The organism is Sphingomonas sp. AP28 (assembly GCF_056680455.1).
The window spans coordinates 1-14,829 of sequence record NZ_JBWXQI010000006.1 but is presented as its reverse complement, the minus strand read 5'-3'; the positions used below and the strand labels follow the sequence as shown (position 1 = coordinate 14,829).

18 protein-coding genes and 1 pseudogene are annotated in these 14,829 nt (G+C 63.0%); 6 read left to right on the top strand and 13 right to left on the bottom strand.

The annotated features are described in order from the left end of the window. Positions 1-78 precede the first annotated feature (78 nt). Both AC1MH0_RS23840 and AC1MH0_RS23835 read left to right on the top strand, forming a co-directional pair. Positions 79-1,035 (top strand): NAD(P)/FAD-dependent oxidoreductase, encoded by a 957-nt coding sequence (locus AC1MH0_RS23840; protein ID WP_480966495.1) that lies wholly within the window; start codon positions 79-81, stop codon positions 1,033-1,035. Between the two features lie 273 nt (positions 1,036-1,308). Continuing rightward, positions 1,309-2,076, top strand: coding sequence for a MauE/DoxX family redox-associated membrane protein (locus AC1MH0_RS23835; protein WP_480966494.1), 768 nt, complete (start codon positions 1,309-1,311; stop codon positions 2,074-2,076). Positions 2,077-2,122: 46 nt separating this feature from the next. Here the strand turns inward: AC1MH0_RS23835 and AC1MH0_RS23830 are convergent, their stop codons facing one another. Together AC1MH0_RS23830 and AC1MH0_RS23825 are read right to left on the bottom strand one after the other, a co-directional pair. Further along, positions 2,123-2,572, bottom strand: coding sequence for a DUF411 domain-containing protein (locus AC1MH0_RS23830; RefSeq protein ID WP_480966493.1), 450 nt, complete (start codon positions 2,570-2,572; stop codon positions 2,123-2,125). A 106-nt stretch (positions 2,573-2,678) separates the two neighbouring features. Next, positions 2,679-2,837: pseudogene (locus tag AC1MH0_RS23825) on the bottom strand (integrase core domain-containing protein); the annotation flags it as partial. A gap of 119 nt (positions 2,838-2,956) precedes the next feature. Between AC1MH0_RS23825 and AC1MH0_RS23820 the strand changes: the two are divergent. Next, on the top strand, positions 2,957-3,331 hold the full coding sequence (locus AC1MH0_RS23820) for a hypothetical protein (protein WP_480966492.1): 375 nt from the start codon (positions 2,957-2,959) through the stop codon (positions 3,329-3,331). 168 nt (positions 3,332-3,499) lie between these two features. Here the strand turns inward: AC1MH0_RS23820 and AC1MH0_RS23815 are convergent, their stop codons facing one another. The 8 genes from AC1MH0_RS23815 to AC1MH0_RS23780 form a co-directional block, all read right to left on the bottom strand. Further along, positions 3,500-4,057 (bottom strand): DUF305 domain-containing protein, encoded by a 558-nt coding sequence (locus AC1MH0_RS23815; RefSeq protein ID WP_480966502.1) that lies wholly within the window; start codon positions 4,055-4,057, stop codon positions 3,500-3,502. Positions 4,058-4,089: 32 nt separating this feature from the next. After that, on the bottom strand, positions 4,090-4,821 hold the full coding sequence (locus tag AC1MH0_RS23810) for a PepSY domain-containing protein (RefSeq protein ID WP_480966501.1): 732 nt from the start codon (positions 4,819-4,821) through the stop codon (positions 4,090-4,092). A gap of 49 nt (positions 4,822-4,870) precedes the next feature. Then, positions 4,871-5,458 (bottom strand): c-type cytochrome, encoded by a 588-nt coding sequence (locus tag AC1MH0_RS23805; protein WP_480966491.1) that lies wholly within the window; start codon positions 5,456-5,458, stop codon positions 4,871-4,873. Between the two features lie 56 nt (positions 5,459-5,514). After that, positions 5,515-6,789, bottom strand: coding sequence for a copper resistance protein B (locus tag AC1MH0_RS23800; RefSeq protein WP_480966490.1), 1,275 nt, complete (start codon positions 6,787-6,789; stop codon positions 5,515-5,517). Beyond that, positions 6,786-8,846 (bottom strand): copper resistance system multicopper oxidase, encoded by a 2,061-nt coding sequence (locus tag AC1MH0_RS23795; protein ID WP_480966489.1) that lies wholly within the window; start codon positions 8,844-8,846, stop codon positions 6,786-6,788. The genes AC1MH0_RS23800 and AC1MH0_RS23795 overlap by 4 nt, the downstream gene beginning before the upstream one ends. Positions 8,847-8,913: 67 nt before the next feature. Further along, a complete protein-coding gene (locus tag AC1MH0_RS23790) occupies positions 8,914-9,483 on the bottom strand; it encodes an RNA polymerase sigma factor (RefSeq protein ID WP_480966488.1) in 570 nt (189 codons plus the stop codon). Further along, positions 9,480-9,920: a periplasmic heavy metal sensor gene (locus AC1MH0_RS23785; protein WP_480966487.1), complete on the bottom strand. Its 441-nt coding sequence runs from the start codon at positions 9,918-9,920 to the stop codon at positions 9,480-9,482. The genes AC1MH0_RS23790 and AC1MH0_RS23785 overlap by 4 nt, the downstream gene beginning before the upstream one ends. Next, the gene (locus tag AC1MH0_RS23780; protein WP_480966486.1) at positions 9,917-10,069 is read right to left on the bottom strand and encodes a hypothetical protein; all 153 of its coding nucleotides are present in this window, start codon (positions 10,067-10,069) and stop codon (positions 9,917-9,919) included. The genes AC1MH0_RS23785 and AC1MH0_RS23780 overlap by 4 nt, the downstream gene beginning before the upstream one ends. 246 nt (positions 10,070-10,315) lie before the next feature. Here AC1MH0_RS23780 and copC point away from each other — a divergent pair, with 246 nt between their 5' ends. The 3 genes from copC to AC1MH0_RS23765 are packed head-to-tail and all read left to right on the top strand — an operon-like array spanning position 10,316 to position 11,937. Then, a complete protein-coding gene (gene copC, locus AC1MH0_RS23775) occupies positions 10,316-10,684 on the top strand; it encodes a copper homeostasis periplasmic binding protein CopC (protein ID WP_480966485.1) in 369 nt (122 codons plus the stop codon). 4 nt (positions 10,685-10,688) lie between these two features. Then, positions 10,689-11,615, top strand: coding sequence for a copper homeostasis membrane protein CopD (copD, locus tag AC1MH0_RS23770; protein WP_480966484.1), 927 nt, complete (start codon positions 10,689-10,691; stop codon positions 11,613-11,615). A gap of 52 nt (positions 11,616-11,667) precedes the next feature. After that, entirely contained in the window at positions 11,668-11,937 is a 270-nt protein-coding gene (locus AC1MH0_RS23765; protein WP_480966483.1) for a flagellar biosynthetic protein FliQ, read from the top strand. Between the two features lie 46 nt (positions 11,938-11,983). Here AC1MH0_RS23765 and AC1MH0_RS23760 read toward each other — a convergent pair whose 3' ends face one another. The 3 genes from AC1MH0_RS23760 to AC1MH0_RS23750 all read right to left on the bottom strand — a co-directional run bounded on the left by AC1MH0_RS23760 (position 11,984) and on the right by AC1MH0_RS23750 (position 14,667). After that, positions 11,984-12,316 (bottom strand): four-helix bundle copper-binding protein, encoded by a 333-nt coding sequence (locus AC1MH0_RS23760; RefSeq protein ID WP_480966482.1) that lies wholly within the window; start codon positions 12,314-12,316, stop codon positions 11,984-11,986. An 89-nt stretch (positions 12,317-12,405) separates the two neighbouring features. Continuing rightward, the gene (locus AC1MH0_RS23755; RefSeq protein WP_480966481.1) at positions 12,406-13,290 is read right to left on the bottom strand and encodes a DUF4396 domain-containing protein; all 885 of its coding nucleotides are present in this window, start codon (positions 13,288-13,290) and stop codon (positions 12,406-12,408) included. Between the two features lie 63 nt (positions 13,291-13,353). Beyond that, complete coding sequence (locus AC1MH0_RS23750) at positions 13,354-14,667, bottom strand: type II restriction endonuclease (RefSeq protein WP_480966480.1); 1,314 nt, start codon at positions 14,665-14,667, stop codon at positions 13,354-13,356. Positions 14,668-14,829: the final 162 nt, after the last annotated feature.

The following is a 14,829-nucleotide window of genomic DNA, read 5'->3' as shown; positions in this document are numbered from 1 at the left end:
CAATGTGAGGGGTAGGCCCCGGGGGTGCGTAAGGGTGGGTAGAGCGCGAGCAGGAGCTGCGGGTAGGAGGATGGCTCAATGAACATCGTAGCTCACGGGCCGGCGTTGCAGGACAGAGTGGATTGCCTCATCATCGGCGGCGGCCCCGCCGGGCTGACGGCCGCGATCTATCTGGGGCGTTTTCTGCGCAATTGTGTTGTCATCGATGCGGGTGGGGGCCGTGCAAGTTCGATCCCCCGATCACATAATTTGCCGGGCTTTCCGGACGGCATCGGCGGAGCGGAACTGCTGTCCCGAATGAAACGGCAGGCGCAAGCCTATGGCGCAATGGTCTGGGATGGCAGGGTCGATCGTCTGGCAACCACCGAAGACGGCTTCTCCGTCGCGGCGGGCACAATGATCTGGCAAAGCCGTACGGTGATTCTGGCGACCGGCGTGCTTAACCACCGGCCATCGATGCCCCAAACGGCGCACGACGCTGCTTTGGCACGCGGCCTGATCCGCTACTGCCCGGTGTGCGACGGATATGAGGCGAAGGGCGCTAATATCGCCGTGCTTGGCTGTGACGGTCACGGGGCCGCCGAGGCCGAGTTTCTGCGCCCTTATGGCGCGCGGGTGACGCTCTTGGCGCATCGCTCGGCCGAACTATCCTGGCCCGATGAAGCGCGTCTCGTCGGACTCGGGATCGAAATCATCAAAGAGGCGGTTCACGAAATAGCCATCGACGGCGATCGGATTGTGGTTCGATTGGCGGACGGCCGGCCATTGTCGTTCGACACCCTGTACCCAGCGCTGGGCTCCTCACCCCACACGCAACTCGCGAGCGGAATCGGAGTGAAGCTTAGCAACCTAGGCTGCGTCGTTACCGACGCACATCAGCAGACCTCGATCCCAGGCTTGTTTGCGGCTGGCGATGTTGTCGAGAGCCTCGACCAGATCAGCGTCGCCACCGGCCAGGCCGCGCAGGCGGCCACGGCGGTCCACAACCTGCTTCGCGAGCGTGAGCAGGCGCAACTCGCCCGACAGGGAAAATGACCATGCAGGAAAATCAGGTACGGAAATGGGCAATCCTGTTGCCAGCGCTCTTCCTCGCGGCCTGCGGACAGCCTGAACCAGCGAACATCTCGGAAGATCAGATGAACCACTTCTCCGGCATTGCGGAGCATGACCACCCTTTACCGCCAAGTTCAAACTCCAGCGGTGTCAGCCAAAAGAATCAACCTCGATAGGGTAGACGAACCCCCTATCAGAGCCATTTTTGAGCCCCACTTGGATTGCCTAAGTTTTCGAGCAAGTCGGAGAAGAACGATGGCGACTGCCCCCGCCAAGCAAGCGACGATCTACCGGATGGTGATGCCGGAACACACCTGCCCCTATGGCCTGAAAGCCAAGGACTTGCTCCGGCGCGAGGGTTACGAGGTCGAGGATCATTGGCTTCGCACGCGCGAGGAAACCGATGCCTTCAAGGCGAAGTACGGGGTCAAGACGACGCCGCAAACCTTCATCGCTGGCGAGCGGGTGGGCGGCTATGACGACGTGCGCCGCTTCTTCGGCAAGACCGTCCGCGACCCCAAGGCCGTCACCTACCGGCCGGTGATCGCCGTGTTCTCCATGACGGCGCTGATTGCGCTCGCCGCCAGCTACGCGGTGCTGGGCACGCCCTTCACGATCCGCGCCGGCGAGTGGTTCATCGCCTTCTCGATGTGCGTGCTGGCGCTGCTCAAGCTCCAGAACATCGAGAGCTTTTCGAGCATGTTCCTCAATTACGACCTGCTCGCCAAACGCTGGGTGCCCTACTCCTACATCTACCCCTTCGCGGAAGGCGGCGCGGGCGTGCTGATGGCGGCTGGCGCGCTTACCTGGTTGTCGGTGCCGGTCGCGCTCATCATCGGGACGATCGGGGCCGTGTCGGTATTCAAGGCCGTCTATCTCGACAAACGCGAGCTGAAATGCGCCTGCGTGGGCGGGGACAGCAACGTGCCGCTGGGCTTCATCTCGCTTACCGAGAACGTGATGATGGTGGCGATGGCGCTGTGGATGCTCGCCGCCCCGGCCGCGCTCTCGATGGCGCACTAGCTTGACGGCAGCGCGGCGCAGCCGTCCTATTCTCTAGCTGAACCGGCTAGGCACCGTGGCGGGCGTAGACACGCTGACCGCCCGGGCCGAACGCGATCACCTCATAGGGCTGCGACCTTGCTCCTGCGACTTCCATGCCAGGAGAGCCCATCGGCATCCCGGCAACCGCCAGGCCGCGCACGCCTCGGGGATGCTGGGCGAGCACACGCTTCATGTCCGCGACCGGAACGTGGCCTTCGAAGGCCATCCCGTCGATGATGGCGGTATGACAGGACGAGAGCGCGACCGGGACGCCGACGCGGTGCTGAAAGGCGCCACGGTTGGCGTCGTCGACGATCTGAACCTTGCGGCCGAACTGCTGGCGAACCTGGGCTGCCCATTTCTCGCAACAGCCACATCCGGGATCGCGGTGCATGGCGATGTCGGCTGCCGCGGACGCTACGGCCGGGATCGTCATCATCAGGGCGGCGACCACGCCTCGAACACCGTGCTTCATAGGATTGACGTCCTCCCTGTTTTTTCATCCGGATTGAGGGTTAGTTTTCTGGCCTTAGGGGTTTCCCGGTCTCACATCCAGGTCGAGGGTGAGTATCCGGCGTCCATTCGGCAGCCTTAATGGCTGCTGCGACAGCATATTCGATGGGCGCCAGCCAGCCAAGCGATGTGTGGGGGCGACTCTCATTGTAGTCCCGCCGCCGGGCCTCGATCTGGCTCGGCGTCCTCAGCGACAGGAACCAATGCGTGTTCAGGCACTCGGCGCTTATACGCGCTGAATTGGTTCATCCCTCAAGGTTTCGGCGTATTTATCCTCCGTTCCTCCAGCTTGAAACCGCCGAGCCGCAACGGAGTTGTTTCATGAGGATCAGCCGAAAGGATTGTTATGAATTTGCCTCGTTTTTCTCTGGCCGCAGGGGCTGCGGCGATCTTGCTCACTGGCGGCGTGGCTATCGCGCAGCAAGGCGGCGGCATGGGTTCGATGTCCGGAATGGACATGAGCCACATGCAGAATATGACGCCGACCCAGCGCGAGATGATGGCGGTCATGCAGAAGATGGACCGCGACATGATGCAGGGCATGATGGACCCGGATCCCGGGCAAGCCTGGATGAAGAGCATGGCGGCACACCATCAGGGCGCTATCGACATGTCTGTGATGATCCAGCACCACACCAAAAATCCAAAGGTGCTCGCTGAAGCTAGGAAGACTGCGGCGGAGAACCGCAAATCACTCGCTGAACTGAAGGCGAAGATGTAGCGCACCTACTAGGCTGAACGGCAGCGCAGTTTTGCAAGTGAGGGTGAGCCGCTGTGCCGCTCACCCTATTTGCTTGGAAAACAACCATCCCTTGCCCGCTTCCCGCGAGCACCCTGCGTCAATCCCGCGATTGCTGGCCCCGCGCAGCTCCTTTTCTCCCATAGAACATTATCGCACCGGCTGTAATGTATTGATGCCGGTGCTCTCGTCCGTCTCCGGCGGGGGAGGGGGAACCTGCTTGTCGCGATAGGAGGGAAGGTCGGGCGCGCCGTCCGGAGTCGGGCGGGCCTCAAGCCGCGCGATTGCCCGTTTCATCTCGGTGATCTCGCGCACCTGAGCGTCGATGATCCCGTCTGCCAACTTGCGAACCTCCGGGTCTTTGATGTGGGCCCGCTCGCTCGTCAGGATCGCGATCGAGTGATGGGGGATCATCGCCTTCATGTAGCTCACGTCGCCGACGGTCTCCTGGCTGCGGACCAGCCAAAGCGCGAGGGCGAACACGACGACGCTGCCGCCAAGAATGACGGCATTCGTCCGCTTGTTCTTGTACATCGACCACATGAAGCCGAGCATGATGAGGGCCATTGCCGCGCCCATTACGAACGCCATCCAGAACCGGGTTTGGCTGAACTCGATGTGCCCAAGGGCATAGACGTTCACATACATGAGCCCGAACATCACCGCGGTCGAGGTCGCAATCATTGCTGCAAATCGGCCGTAGCCCATGCCCATGTTCATCTGTTTTTTGTGATCATCCATCATGCATTTCCCTGCTGTAAGGTGGGTCGCCCCCCGGCGTTACGACGTCGGCGCTTCGGCCAACGCATGTAGAGAAGGATTGCCCCACCTCCCCAAAGGGCCAGTCCGCCGATCGCGAACGCAAGCAGCCATGGCGTGTTGAAGTCGTCGTGGTTCTTCCAATCCATAATGTGAAGACCCCAGAAAAAGTCGTAGAGACGCCACGTCCCGGTCCTCACTGCGGCGATCCGGCCGGTGTCTGCCGTGATGAAGACCCGAGTTGAATCCGGATCGGCGAACGCGACGCGCCAGGCGGGAAGCCCCCCCCGATACTCGGGGCTGGCACGCTCGATCCGCTCCACTGTCGCCTTCGGTTGAGCGCTGCCCCGCCAGGCGGCTCGCGCGATTGCCTCAGCTTGGAGCGCGGTGGGAGCAGGCAGCGCTGCGCCAGTCCTCGCGTCCACCAAGCGGGTGCCGTCAGCCGTCACGACTTCGGCGACAGCTCGACCAAGCCACATGCGATAAGTGACGGCCTCGACCGGCGCGGCGGTCGCGGCGAAGATCGCTGATGGCGGTGCTAGCGACAGGTCGCGGGGCAGAACAGTGGTGGCTTTGCGCTCCACCAGGTGGTCGCCATGCACTCGGTCAATGGGCAAGAAGCTCATCAACGCGCCGCTCGTGAACCACAAGAGGAGCTGCGCACCGATGATGATCGCAAGCCATTTGTGGGTGCGGCTCGCGAGGAGGTGCAGCCTTGATTTCGCGCTTTTCAGGACCGCCTCTCCAAACCGGTTGCCAACATCACTTCATCCCCGGCATGTCTTTCATCATCTCGTCGTGATCGCCCGGCGCGCTTGCTACGAGCGCCTTATACTGCTCGGGCGTCATCCCCGGAAGCCTGCGCACGAACGCCACCATATCCCAAATCAGGGGGTCTGGGTGCGACTTGCCCCATGCCGGCATGGCACTCAGCTTCACGCCGTGCTTGATGATCCAGAATTGCTGACCAGGCGTCATGCGTTGCCCCACGCTCGCTAGTTCCGGTGCTTGCGGATAGAGGCCCTGGCTCATCTCGGATTTCTCGACGCCGGGACCAAGATGGCACCCTGAACACATCTCGCCATAGAGGCCGGCGCCAACCGAAACTCGTTGAGCGGACGCAAGATCCGGCGGAGGTGCAATACCTCTCGCGCGTACCTGAATCGACCGATTTCGTAGGCGTTCAAGCACGGAATAGACGGCGGGCGTGTGCGGCTCATCGGCCGCGATGTTATAGGCACCAAGATAGATGAACGCGGCCCCGCCCACTGCTATGAGCACCGCGAGCACCGCCACGAAGGGCACGCTCGGCAGGTGCCGCCGTAACGTGTTCGATCTTCCTCGTTCCATGCTTCATCCCCTTCATGTGCCGCAGCGCGCGTCACGCTTGCGGCGCAGGAGCAATTTCAGAACCACGTGCGGATGCCGACAACGATACTTTTGGACGTCGCCTTGTCGCCCTCGGCCCGCGCGAACCGCGCGGTGTCGCCAAACCGCCGATTCCAGGAGACTCCGATATAGGGCGCGAACTCGCGCCTCACCTCATACCGGAGCCGCAGCCCCAGCTCGGCATTGCTGAGACCCGAACCGATCCGGTTCTCGGGTACGTCCTGGGCAGCGAAATTGAGTTCTGCGCGGGGCTGCAATATCAAGCGCTGGGTGACACGCTGGTCGTAATAGCCTTCCAGTCGGCCGAGCAGGTCACCCTTGTTCGACAGGAACAACGCGCCTTCCAACTCGAAGAAGCCCGGTGCCAGTCCCTCGAACCCAACGGTCGCGTAGGTGCGCTTGGGCGAAGGCCCCAAGTCCTGTCGGATGCCTGCCTGAAGGTTGAAATATGGCCCGATCGCGCGGCTGTAGAGCGCCTGGACCTCGGCGCTCTCGATACCCTTGCGAAACGCCCCTTCACCCTCGCTTTTGACAAAGAGGCGGTTGATGTCGCCCCCGAACCATGCCTCGCCGTCCCAGCGATAGCCGTCACGGCCATTAAGGAATTGATACTCGGCAAGGTTCAACAGCACCTGGTTGAAGTTCTGGCCGCCGTGGTGCTGCTGGAGGTGATGGCGACCCATCATCATCGCGTCCGCGCCGTAAACGCTATCGGCCGCATGGTCGGTCGGAAGGGGCGGAGGCGGTGCATTCCCGGCGGGGAGAGCGGTGCCGGCCTGTGCGACCCCTTCCGCGGCCATGCCGGGCATTCCGGACATTCCCGGCACCCCTTTCATGTCTCCCGCTTGGCCGGCCGGCATGTCCATGCCCGGCATCGACGAATGATCCATGCCTTGCATCGGCTGCTGCGTGTCCTGAGGGGATGCCTGATCGCCTGCTGGCATCTGCATTCCCGGCATCGACTGCATACCCTGCTGGGAGCCCTGCGGTGCCGCCTGGTCCATCCCGGGCATGGTCGAATGATCCATGCCCGGCATGGTCCCGTGATCCATGCCCTTCATACCGGCCATCGGGGCGCTACCCTGCTTCGCTGAAGCTGCCTTCCGCTTTGCTGGTGCCGGCTTCGCCTTGCCCGGTTTCCCCTTCGCCGCAGGTTTCGCCACCGGCTTCTTCTTGGCCGGCATCGGCATGTTCATGCCCGGCATATTCATGCCCTGCATCGACTGAGCGGCTGCAGGCGCTGCCATGCCGAGCACGGTGGTGGCGGCAAGCGCCGTGATGAGCCGGTTCATGCCGCCGCTCCTTCAAGCGGCCGAACCGTGACGACACGCATCATGCCCGCGACCATGTGATAAAGGTTGTGGCAGTGAAACGCCCAATCGCCCGGTGCATCGGCGGTAAGGTCAAAGGTCACCTTGCCTCCTGGCGGAACGTTGACGGTATGCTTGCGGGGAGCATGGTCGCCGTGGCCGGTTACCAGCTCAAAAAAGTGCCCATGAAGGTGGATCGGGTGGGGCATCATCGTATCGTTCACCAGGGTGATCCGCGCCCGCTCGCCTTTGCGAAACGGTATGGGGTCGGCCGGATCGCTCAGCTTTTGGCCGTCGAACCCCCACATGTATCGTTCCATGTTGCCGGTCAGATGGATCTCGAACTGACGCGAAGGCGCACGTACGTCCGGATTGGGCTGAAGAGCCACAAGATCACGATACGTGAGCACTCGGTGATCGAGATTCTCCAGTCCCGGCGGTGGTTGGTCGGTGCGATCTGTGGGACTAGGCGAAATCGTCTGAACGCCTGGCCCCATCTTAACGCCCGGCGCATTCTTCGGGTCGCGCATGTTCATGTTCATGCCGCCGCTCGAACCGTTGCCCATTCCAGTCATGCCGCCGGTCTGGCCCGAACCACCCTGCATGGCGCCGTGATCCATCCCGGCCATGCCACCACGATTCATCTGGCTGTGATCCATACCGGCCATGCCAGAGCCACCCGCCATTTGATTATGATCCATGCCCGGCATGGCAGCGCCGCCCATCTGGCCTTTGCTCATCCCTGACATGCCAGCCATCGCCGCGCCCGCGGCGACGGTCCCATGATCGGTGGGCTCCTTCCAACCCGTCAGCTTCCACAGATTGCGTGAAGCATTCTGCCTCAAGGTCGGGTCCAGTCCGCGCTTGGCGACCGGGTTCTCGCCGGACATGCCGGACATGCCCTGCATGTCACCCATACCGCTCATGTCCATGCCCATGTCGGTCATGGTCAGCAACGTGCGTGGGCGGAGCGGGGGCACGGGCGCAATCATGCCTTCGCGCGGGGCGAGCGTCGCCCTGCCCATGCCCGATCGGTCGATCGCCTCGGAGACGAAGCTATAGGCGCGGTCCTCGGGCGTCACGATTACGTCGAACGTCTCGGCCACGCCGATCTGAAACTCGTCGACCTTGACCGGACGCACATTCTGTCCGTCCGCTTGCACAACGGTCATCGGCAGATCGGGTATGCGAACGTTGAAGTTGGTCTGAGCCGCGGCGTTGATGATGCGCAAGCGGACACGCTCGCCCACCTTGAATAGCCCCGTCCAATTGTCATACGGCCCATAGCCGTTGACCAGGAAGGTGTAGGTCGAGCCGGTGACGTCGGCGATGTCGGCGGGGTCCATCCGCATCTTGCCCCACTTGATGCGATCCTTCAGGGGCATCTCCCGGCCTGCGAGCAAGCCTGCAAGGGTGGGGCGTTGATAGTTGAAATAGCCTCCGCCCATCTGCTTCAGCTTCCGGAAGATCTGCTCGCCGGTCATCTGGCTATGGTCGGACAGCACGATCACATGCTCGCGGTCGAACGCGATCGGATCGGCGCCGGCCGGGTCGATCACGATCGGTCCGTAAAGCCCCTCCTGCTCCTGCTCGCCCGAATGGCTATGGTACCAGTAGGTACCCGACTGCATGATCGGGAACTCGTAGACGAAGGTCGAGCGCGACTTGATGCCGGGGAAGCTGATGCCGGGCACCCCATCCATCGGGAACGGCACGAGCAGTCCATGCCAGTGAATGGAGCTGTCCACGTCGAGGTTGTTGGTAACAGACAGGCGTACTTTTTGCCCCTCTTTCAAGCGAATGAGGGGAGCTGGCACGGTGCCGTTGACGCCGATCGCAGGCGTCGACTTGCCATCAACGGGCAGTCTGAAGCTGTCGATCGTCAGTGCGATTTCCGTGCCCGAGACGGTCGGCAATGGTTTGACGATTCCACCCGACACGGGCTGCGCCCATGCGGGCATGTAGGCGGTCATCGCCAGGCCGCCGCCCACCAAGGCGGTGCCGCGTAGCATCTGGCGGCGGTCGATAATGCGGCTCATACGGTCCTCAAGGCTCTCGAACGATAGTGTCCCTCTAGCCTTAATACGCGGCGCCGTGCGCCACCCCTCAGCGCCCTTCCAATCGCTCCAGCAGTTTCGAGCGCGCTCGGTAAAGGCGCGTCTCGACGGCTTTTTCGCTAATTGACAACACCGCTGCCGTTTCGGCCTGACTTAGCCCTTCGATCGTCCGGAGCACCAGCGGCTCCTTCAAGTTTGCCGGCAAGGCCGAAATCGCACGTGTGACCCGGTCCAGTTCCTGCCGGTCCCCCGCGGCGTCGTCGATCGCGACCTGATCGTCTAGGACTGCTTCGGCGTCCGGGCCTATCGGCACGGCAAAAGTCAGCAGACGTCGCACCGTGCGCTTCCGCCCCCAATCGCGGCATTTGTTGATGGCGATCGTCGAAAGCCAAGCGCGCATTGAGCGAGCACCATCATAGCGGGGCAACGCCTGGTGGGCTGAGACGAACGTTTCCTGCAACAGATCCAGTGCTTCGTCGGCTTCTCCGACGCACGCGCGCACCATGCGGAAGATCGACTGCCGGTGGCGGCGCATAATTTCAGCAAACGCAGCTTCGCGCCCTGCGATGCTGAGTGTCGCCAGCTCCGCCTCTGTTAATGCCGTCCAGTCGATGTTCACTGCGTGTCGTCGGTGAGCGCCTTCACTACCGCCTGGTCGAACTGCCCGGTCTGGTTGGGCCGGAGGAGCTGCCGCATGGCGAATATGTGCGCGAGTGTCGCCTTCTGTAGCTCGCCCATGACGGCATGGCTCTGGTCTACTGCCGCGGCGACACGCGGTCCGTTCCCATGCTCGGCCTCAATCGCTTCGGCCAACCGAGCATTGTCGGCCCGCAATTCAAGCTCGAACGCGCGGCGCTGCACCGCGAAGCGCTGCTCCAGCACAGCAAGGCGCGCTTCCTGGTTGGCGTCCAGCGCCAGCTTATGATGCAGCACATCGTGCAGCGCCGCGCCAGGCTGGGCGCGTGACGGGAGAAGCGCCCGCCCGACGAACACGCCGATCATTGCCGCTACGAAGCACGCGAGAACGCCAAGCAGGAGGCGGTTGCGGCCGCTCATGGTGCGCCGAGTAGCAAGGTCGAGGGGGCGAGCGGCGACACCGGCCCTAAGGGCGATAGGGACGCCGCGCTGGCCTGCTTCGCGGGCACGCCAGCGCCAGCCACTCCCATGACGAGGGCTGCGGCGATCGTCACGGCACCAACGCCCATGCCGGCACCCACCGCTGGCCGCGCTGCTATACGAGCGAGTACCCGGGCTTCAATTCCGTCAAGGCTCGCGGGCACCGGTGCGTGCGCTAGCCTCATTAACACTGCGTCGAGGTCGTCCATATCGTTCACTCCACCCCTCTAGCATAGATTACGCAAGCGGCGCTTGCTCCCCTCACCGTGACTGAGTGAGGGGTAGCCGTTCGAGATGCGTATCAAGGACAGGAACCCTCCTGCGAAAGATCTCCCATGCGCCGCGTTTACGTCCTGACTGCCGCTGCCGCTCTCGTCATGTTCACCACCGTGGCGAACGCGCATCCCAAACTCGTGTCCGCGACCCCGGCCGCCAATGGCACCGTAGCAAAGCCCGCTCACATCGAGCTGCGTTTCAGCGAAAAGCTGATGCCGGCTTTTTCCAAAGCCGATCTGACGATGGCGGCGATGCCGGGGATGGCCGCGATGAAGATGGCCAGCACCGCCGCACTGGCGGCCGATGGTCGGACCCTCGTCATCACGCCTAAGACTCCGCTTCCCTCGGGACGCTATAGCGTTGCTTGGCATGTCGTCTCGACCGACACGCACAAGGTCACCGGCAGCTACGCCTTCGCGGTCAAGTGAGCCGATGGGCGACTGGTCGCTGATCGGCGTCCGCTTCGCGCTTTACCTGACGCTGGCGGCACTGTTCGGCCTCTCGGCATTCAGCCTTTATGGGCTACAAGGGCGCGAGCGCGGCGACGCGCTTGCACTTCGCCCCTGGCTGGTCGCCAGCGCTGCCCTAAGCCTGCTGTTCTCGGCTGCCTGGGTCGTGTTGATGGCGTCCTCGATGGCGGGGACGCCCGCCTGGCCGATCGACCGTGAAGCGGTCGGGACGCTGCTCACGGGGTCCGCGATCGGCGGCCCCTGGAAACTCCGGATGGTCATGCTCGTCCTTGCGACGCTGGCGGCGCTGTTCGCGGCCGGGCGCGGTATCTGGTTAAGCGCGGTCGCGCTTTGCTCGGCCGTCGCGCTCGCGACCCTGGCGTGGACCGGACATGGGGCGATGGACGAAGCCGGATGGGGTTGGGTTCACCTAGGTGCCGATATTCTTCACCTGATTGCCTCGGGCGCCTGGGTCGGTGCGTTGCTTGGGTTAATTCTGCTCGTCACCCGGCGCACGGCGCGCGTCGATGCGGTGCACCTGGAGGTAGCGCATCGGGCGCTGCACGGGTTCGGCACGGTCGGCACAATCGTTGTCGGCACGATCGTCGTCACCGGCCTGGTCAACGGATGGATGCTGGTCGGGATCAATAATGTCACTGCGCTCGCGACGACGCTCTACGGGCAGCTCCTGCTCGCCAAGCTGGCGCTGTTCGTTGCTATGCTCGGACTCGCCTCGCTGAACCGTTTTCGGCTGACGCCGGCCTTCGAGCGGTCGATCGCCGCCTCGGATCATGGGCGCGCACTCGGCGCGCTTCGTACAAGCTTGGGAGTGGAAACCGCCTGCGTTGTCGCGGTCCTTGGGCTTGTCGCCTGGCTCGGGACGCTTGCTCCCCCTACGTCGGCGATGTGATGCGCTGCCGGGGAGCTCTCGTGTTCCCCGGGCCCCTATGCGGTCGCGCCTGATGGACCAGTCCATCCTACTCGATGAAACGGGCAGAATGCTGGTCGTGGCTGGCCTGATCTGCGTCGTGTTGCTCGTGCCGATGATGATCGTCGGTCTGATAATCAGCATCATTCAGGCAGCGACCTCGATCAGCGAACAGTCGCTAAGCTTCGTCCCCAAGCTGATCGCCTTGGGAGTGTGCATGGTGATATTTGGGAGCGCCGTGATCGAGCTGCTGACGAAGTTCACGGCTGAGCTTTTCGACGTGATTGCGCGCATGGGGCGCTAGCCCTGGGCGGGTGCGCGGACGGCAGAGCCGCCCGCGCGAGTACCATTTAAGCCGCCATCCTGTCGCAAGCTTCGGCGCACTTGCGGCACGCTGCCACGCAATCTTCCATCCCGTCGAGCTGTTCGCAGCTTGCCGCGCACGCCCGGCAAATCTCGGCGCATTCGCGGCAGATATGCTGATGATGAGCGGACTTGCGCGCCATGAAGTCGATCGCGACCGCGCAAATCTGCGCGCAGTCGGCCATGATCTTCATGTGCTCGGGCGCGGCGTGCTGGCCGCCCATCTCAAGGCAATGATTCATCGCCATGTGAAGGCAGGTCACATGGCACTCGTGGCAGGCGTCCATGCACGCCTTCATGTCGGGGTCGATCTGATGCATCGGTCTATCTCCGTGTGAGCCCCCGCCTGCTCATAGATACGCGCCCCGCGCGATCATCCCTTGCCGCAATTTCGTCGATCGCGGCAAAGCTACATGGCCCAGCGGCCGAACAGCGTCGCAACGATGATCCCGGCGCCGAGCATGACGAGTGTCAGCACCGTCATCGCGATGATCTGCGGCCTGGTCGCGCGCGAGCCTGTCGCCATATCGCTCTTTTCTGCCGTTGCATCGTGCTTAATGCCGGGCATGGGTGTCGTCGATCGCGGCTCCGCGTTGACGTCGTGCCCACCATTCCCAAGTGCTCGCACCGTCCCCATGCCGTGCTTCAACCGGACGCCGACAAGCCATAGATTGATCGGATAGGCGACTGCGAAGCCGACGAGCGTCGCCAGCGACATGACGCCCCAAAAGCGAAGCGAACTGGCGTGCATCGCCGCCATGTCCCGACTCATCAACACCACCATCGTCGGGACCATGCCGGCCATCACGGCATTCATCGAAAGCCATTCGGGAACGAACGACATGCGAAGCGCACGGGTGTAGGAGCCGCCCGCCATGTCGCGCATGAACAGCGCCTGGAAGATGAACAGGCCGAATCCGAACCCGAACGCATATTCCGCGATGACGTCCTGCCACATGGGCAAGCCGAGCGCCGTGGTGATCGCAGCGGCGACGATGACGCCGGTTGCATCTCCGGCCAGGCAATGAATCGACGAGCCGAACGCCTGTTTCCACAAGGGGCGGATGAAGTCCTCGTGTCGCTGGTCAGGCGGCTCCTGACACGACAGGACATACGCCGCGGCCATGATCGGGCCGCCGTAAAGCGTCACCAGCAGCCAGCCCCATTTCATCACCCGCAACTCGGGGTTGCGAGTGAACGCATCCCACGCGACGTAGGCGACGGAGAGCGCGGTCAGCACGAACCAGGCGGTGAGCACGGAATCGAGCCAGGAAACCGGGGCAGGCATCGTCACGGCAGCGCTCCTCTACTGTTAGGAGATACGCGGCTCCCGGCACCAACCCTCGCGCGGGGCGTGTCAGGCGAGCTTGCTCGATACGGCCTTGATCGCCTTCAGCCCCGATCCGAACCGGGCGATGGCCTCGCGATTCTTCTCCAGTTCGCCATAGGGGAGGTAGGATATGTCGAGGTCGGCGACGCGGCTGAAGGCGGGCCGCTGTAACTGGGCGCGAACGTCCGCCTCGCGCGCGTCTGGAGCAACAAGGAACAGCCCCGCCGTAGCGTGAAGGTCGCTACCACTCAACGCGAGGTCGAGCATCCTGACGATGCCCGAATAGATCGAGGTCGAATGCTCCACCTCGAACGCCGCGGCGACGTGATCGCCAGCCTTCTCAAGCCAAAGCACGTCGATCAAGCGAATGGAGTCCGCGCCCTTCGAGGTCGCAATCGTGTTCGGCAGGCGCTCAAGGCACCCGTGACCCAATGCCGATCCGTTGAAAGTGCGGCTGCGGTCGTTAGCGGCGATCCACACGTCATAGCCGAGCGCCAGTCCCAGATCGCGAAGCCACGCCTGGATCTCGGTATGGGTGCGTTCGCTTTCACCCTGCGCCATCGCCGCCTTACTAAGCGTGCGTGCTTCCTCCCGCGCTGCCTCGAGACGCTGCCCCCAAGTTGCCAAAGTCGCACCGCTGCCGTCGAGGGGCGGCGCGGGGTAACGATCGGATCCAACATCAAACAGCAAGCCGCCGATCGCACCTAGGTCGTTCGACAGCAGCTCGCGATGGCGGTCATTGAGGTCGAGGACGCCGGTCCTCATCGCCAGAAAATGCTCCCAGCTCCCCAGCTTCACATTGGCACCAGTCAGCGCATTGTAGCCCTTCACGATCGCGGTGTTGAAAGGAGGCACCAGCGTCGGGTGAAGGAAGTAGAGCAGGTTCGCGACCGCTGGCCCCAGGCCCTTGATCTTCAAGCGGTCGATCGTGTGGATATGGCCGATGATTTCCTCGGCCGTGTCGCAACAGGAACACGCGTCGAGCAACCGGCCGAACGCTCGCTGATTCTCAGGACTCTCGTAGATGTCGGGAATGCGGAGCTTCGGCTTCCATAGAAAGGCATGGTCCGCGCCTTTGAAGATTTGGCGCTGTTCGGCGACGGAGTGGACGACAGTTTCGAGCGACGATCCTCGATACGTGACGCCGAACGTACCACGCTCAATTTCGCCCACTACTTGGGTGATGCCGCGCCGGATCGAGCGAAAGTTTTTCAGGCGCTCATCCCAAAGGAACCAGCTCCGATAGGTTGCGTTCGGATCGTCTCGCCAGCGGGAGATTAGGCGGCGCACAAGTCTGTCATGGTCGCCGCCAGTGGAAAGAGTGTCGATCTGCGCTGCCATAAGTCCCCGTTCGCCCCGGCTTCGATAGCGAGCCGGACGATAGACCTAAGCCGCGACCCCCATCGCGTCGAGGGTGGCAGTTGATCGACAGGATTGTGAGGGCACCGTGCTCCGGCCGCGTAAAATCGTCGGACGCCAGCGGCGTCACTCAACGCATGATCC

Bases quoted from the DNA above. Each gene is read 5' to 3' on its own strand.
- AC1MH0_RS23840 (WP_480966495.1), top strand. From the start codon at position 79: ATGAACATCGTAGCTCACGGGCCGGCGTTGCAGGACAGAGTGGATTGC.
- AC1MH0_RS23835 (WP_480966494.1), top strand. From the start codon at position 1,309: ATGGCGACTGCCCCCGCCAAGCAAGCGACGATCTACCGGATGGTGATG.
- AC1MH0_RS23830 (WP_480966493.1), bottom strand. From the start codon at position 2,572: ATGAAGCACGGTGTTCGAGGCGTGGTCGCCGCCCTGATGATGACGATC.
- AC1MH0_RS23820 (WP_480966492.1), top strand. From the start codon at position 2,957: ATGAATTTGCCTCGTTTTTCTCTGGCCGCAGGGGCTGCGGCGATCTTG.
- AC1MH0_RS23815 (WP_480966502.1), bottom strand. From the start codon at position 4,057: ATGGGCTACGGCCGATTTGCAGCAATGATTGCGACCTCGACCGCGGTG.
- AC1MH0_RS23805 (WP_480966491.1), bottom strand. From the start codon at position 5,458: ATGGAACGAGGAAGATCGAACACGTTACGGCGGCACCTGCCGAGCGTG.
- AC1MH0_RS23800 (WP_480966490.1), bottom strand. From the start codon at position 6,789: ATGAACCGGCTCATCACGGCGCTTGCCGCCACCACCGTGCTCGGCATG.
- AC1MH0_RS23795 (WP_480966489.1), bottom strand. From the start codon at position 8,846: ATGAGCCGCATTATCGACCGCCGCCAGATGCTACGCGGCACCGCCTTG.
- AC1MH0_RS23785 (WP_480966487.1), bottom strand. From the start codon at position 9,920: ATGAGCGGCCGCAACCGCCTCCTGCTTGGCGTTCTCGCGTGCTTCGTA.
- AC1MH0_RS23780 (WP_480966486.1), bottom strand. From the start codon at position 10,069: ATGGGCGTTGGTGCCGTGACGATCGCCGCAGCCCTCGTCATGGGAGTG.
- copC (WP_480966485.1), top strand. From the start codon at position 10,316: ATGCGCCGCGTTTACGTCCTGACTGCCGCTGCCGCTCTCGTCATGTTC.
- copD (WP_480966484.1), top strand. From the start codon at position 10,689: ATGGGCGACTGGTCGCTGATCGGCGTCCGCTTCGCGCTTTACCTGACG.
- AC1MH0_RS23765 (WP_480966483.1), top strand. From the start codon at position 11,668: ATGGACCAGTCCATCCTACTCGATGAAACGGGCAGAATGCTGGTCGTG.
- AC1MH0_RS23760 (WP_480966482.1), bottom strand. From the start codon at position 12,316: ATGCATCAGATCGACCCCGACATGAAGGCGTGCATGGACGCCTGCCAC.
- AC1MH0_RS23750 (WP_480966480.1), bottom strand. From the start codon at position 14,667: ATGGCAGCGCAGATCGACACTCTTTCCACTGGCGGCGACCATGACAGA.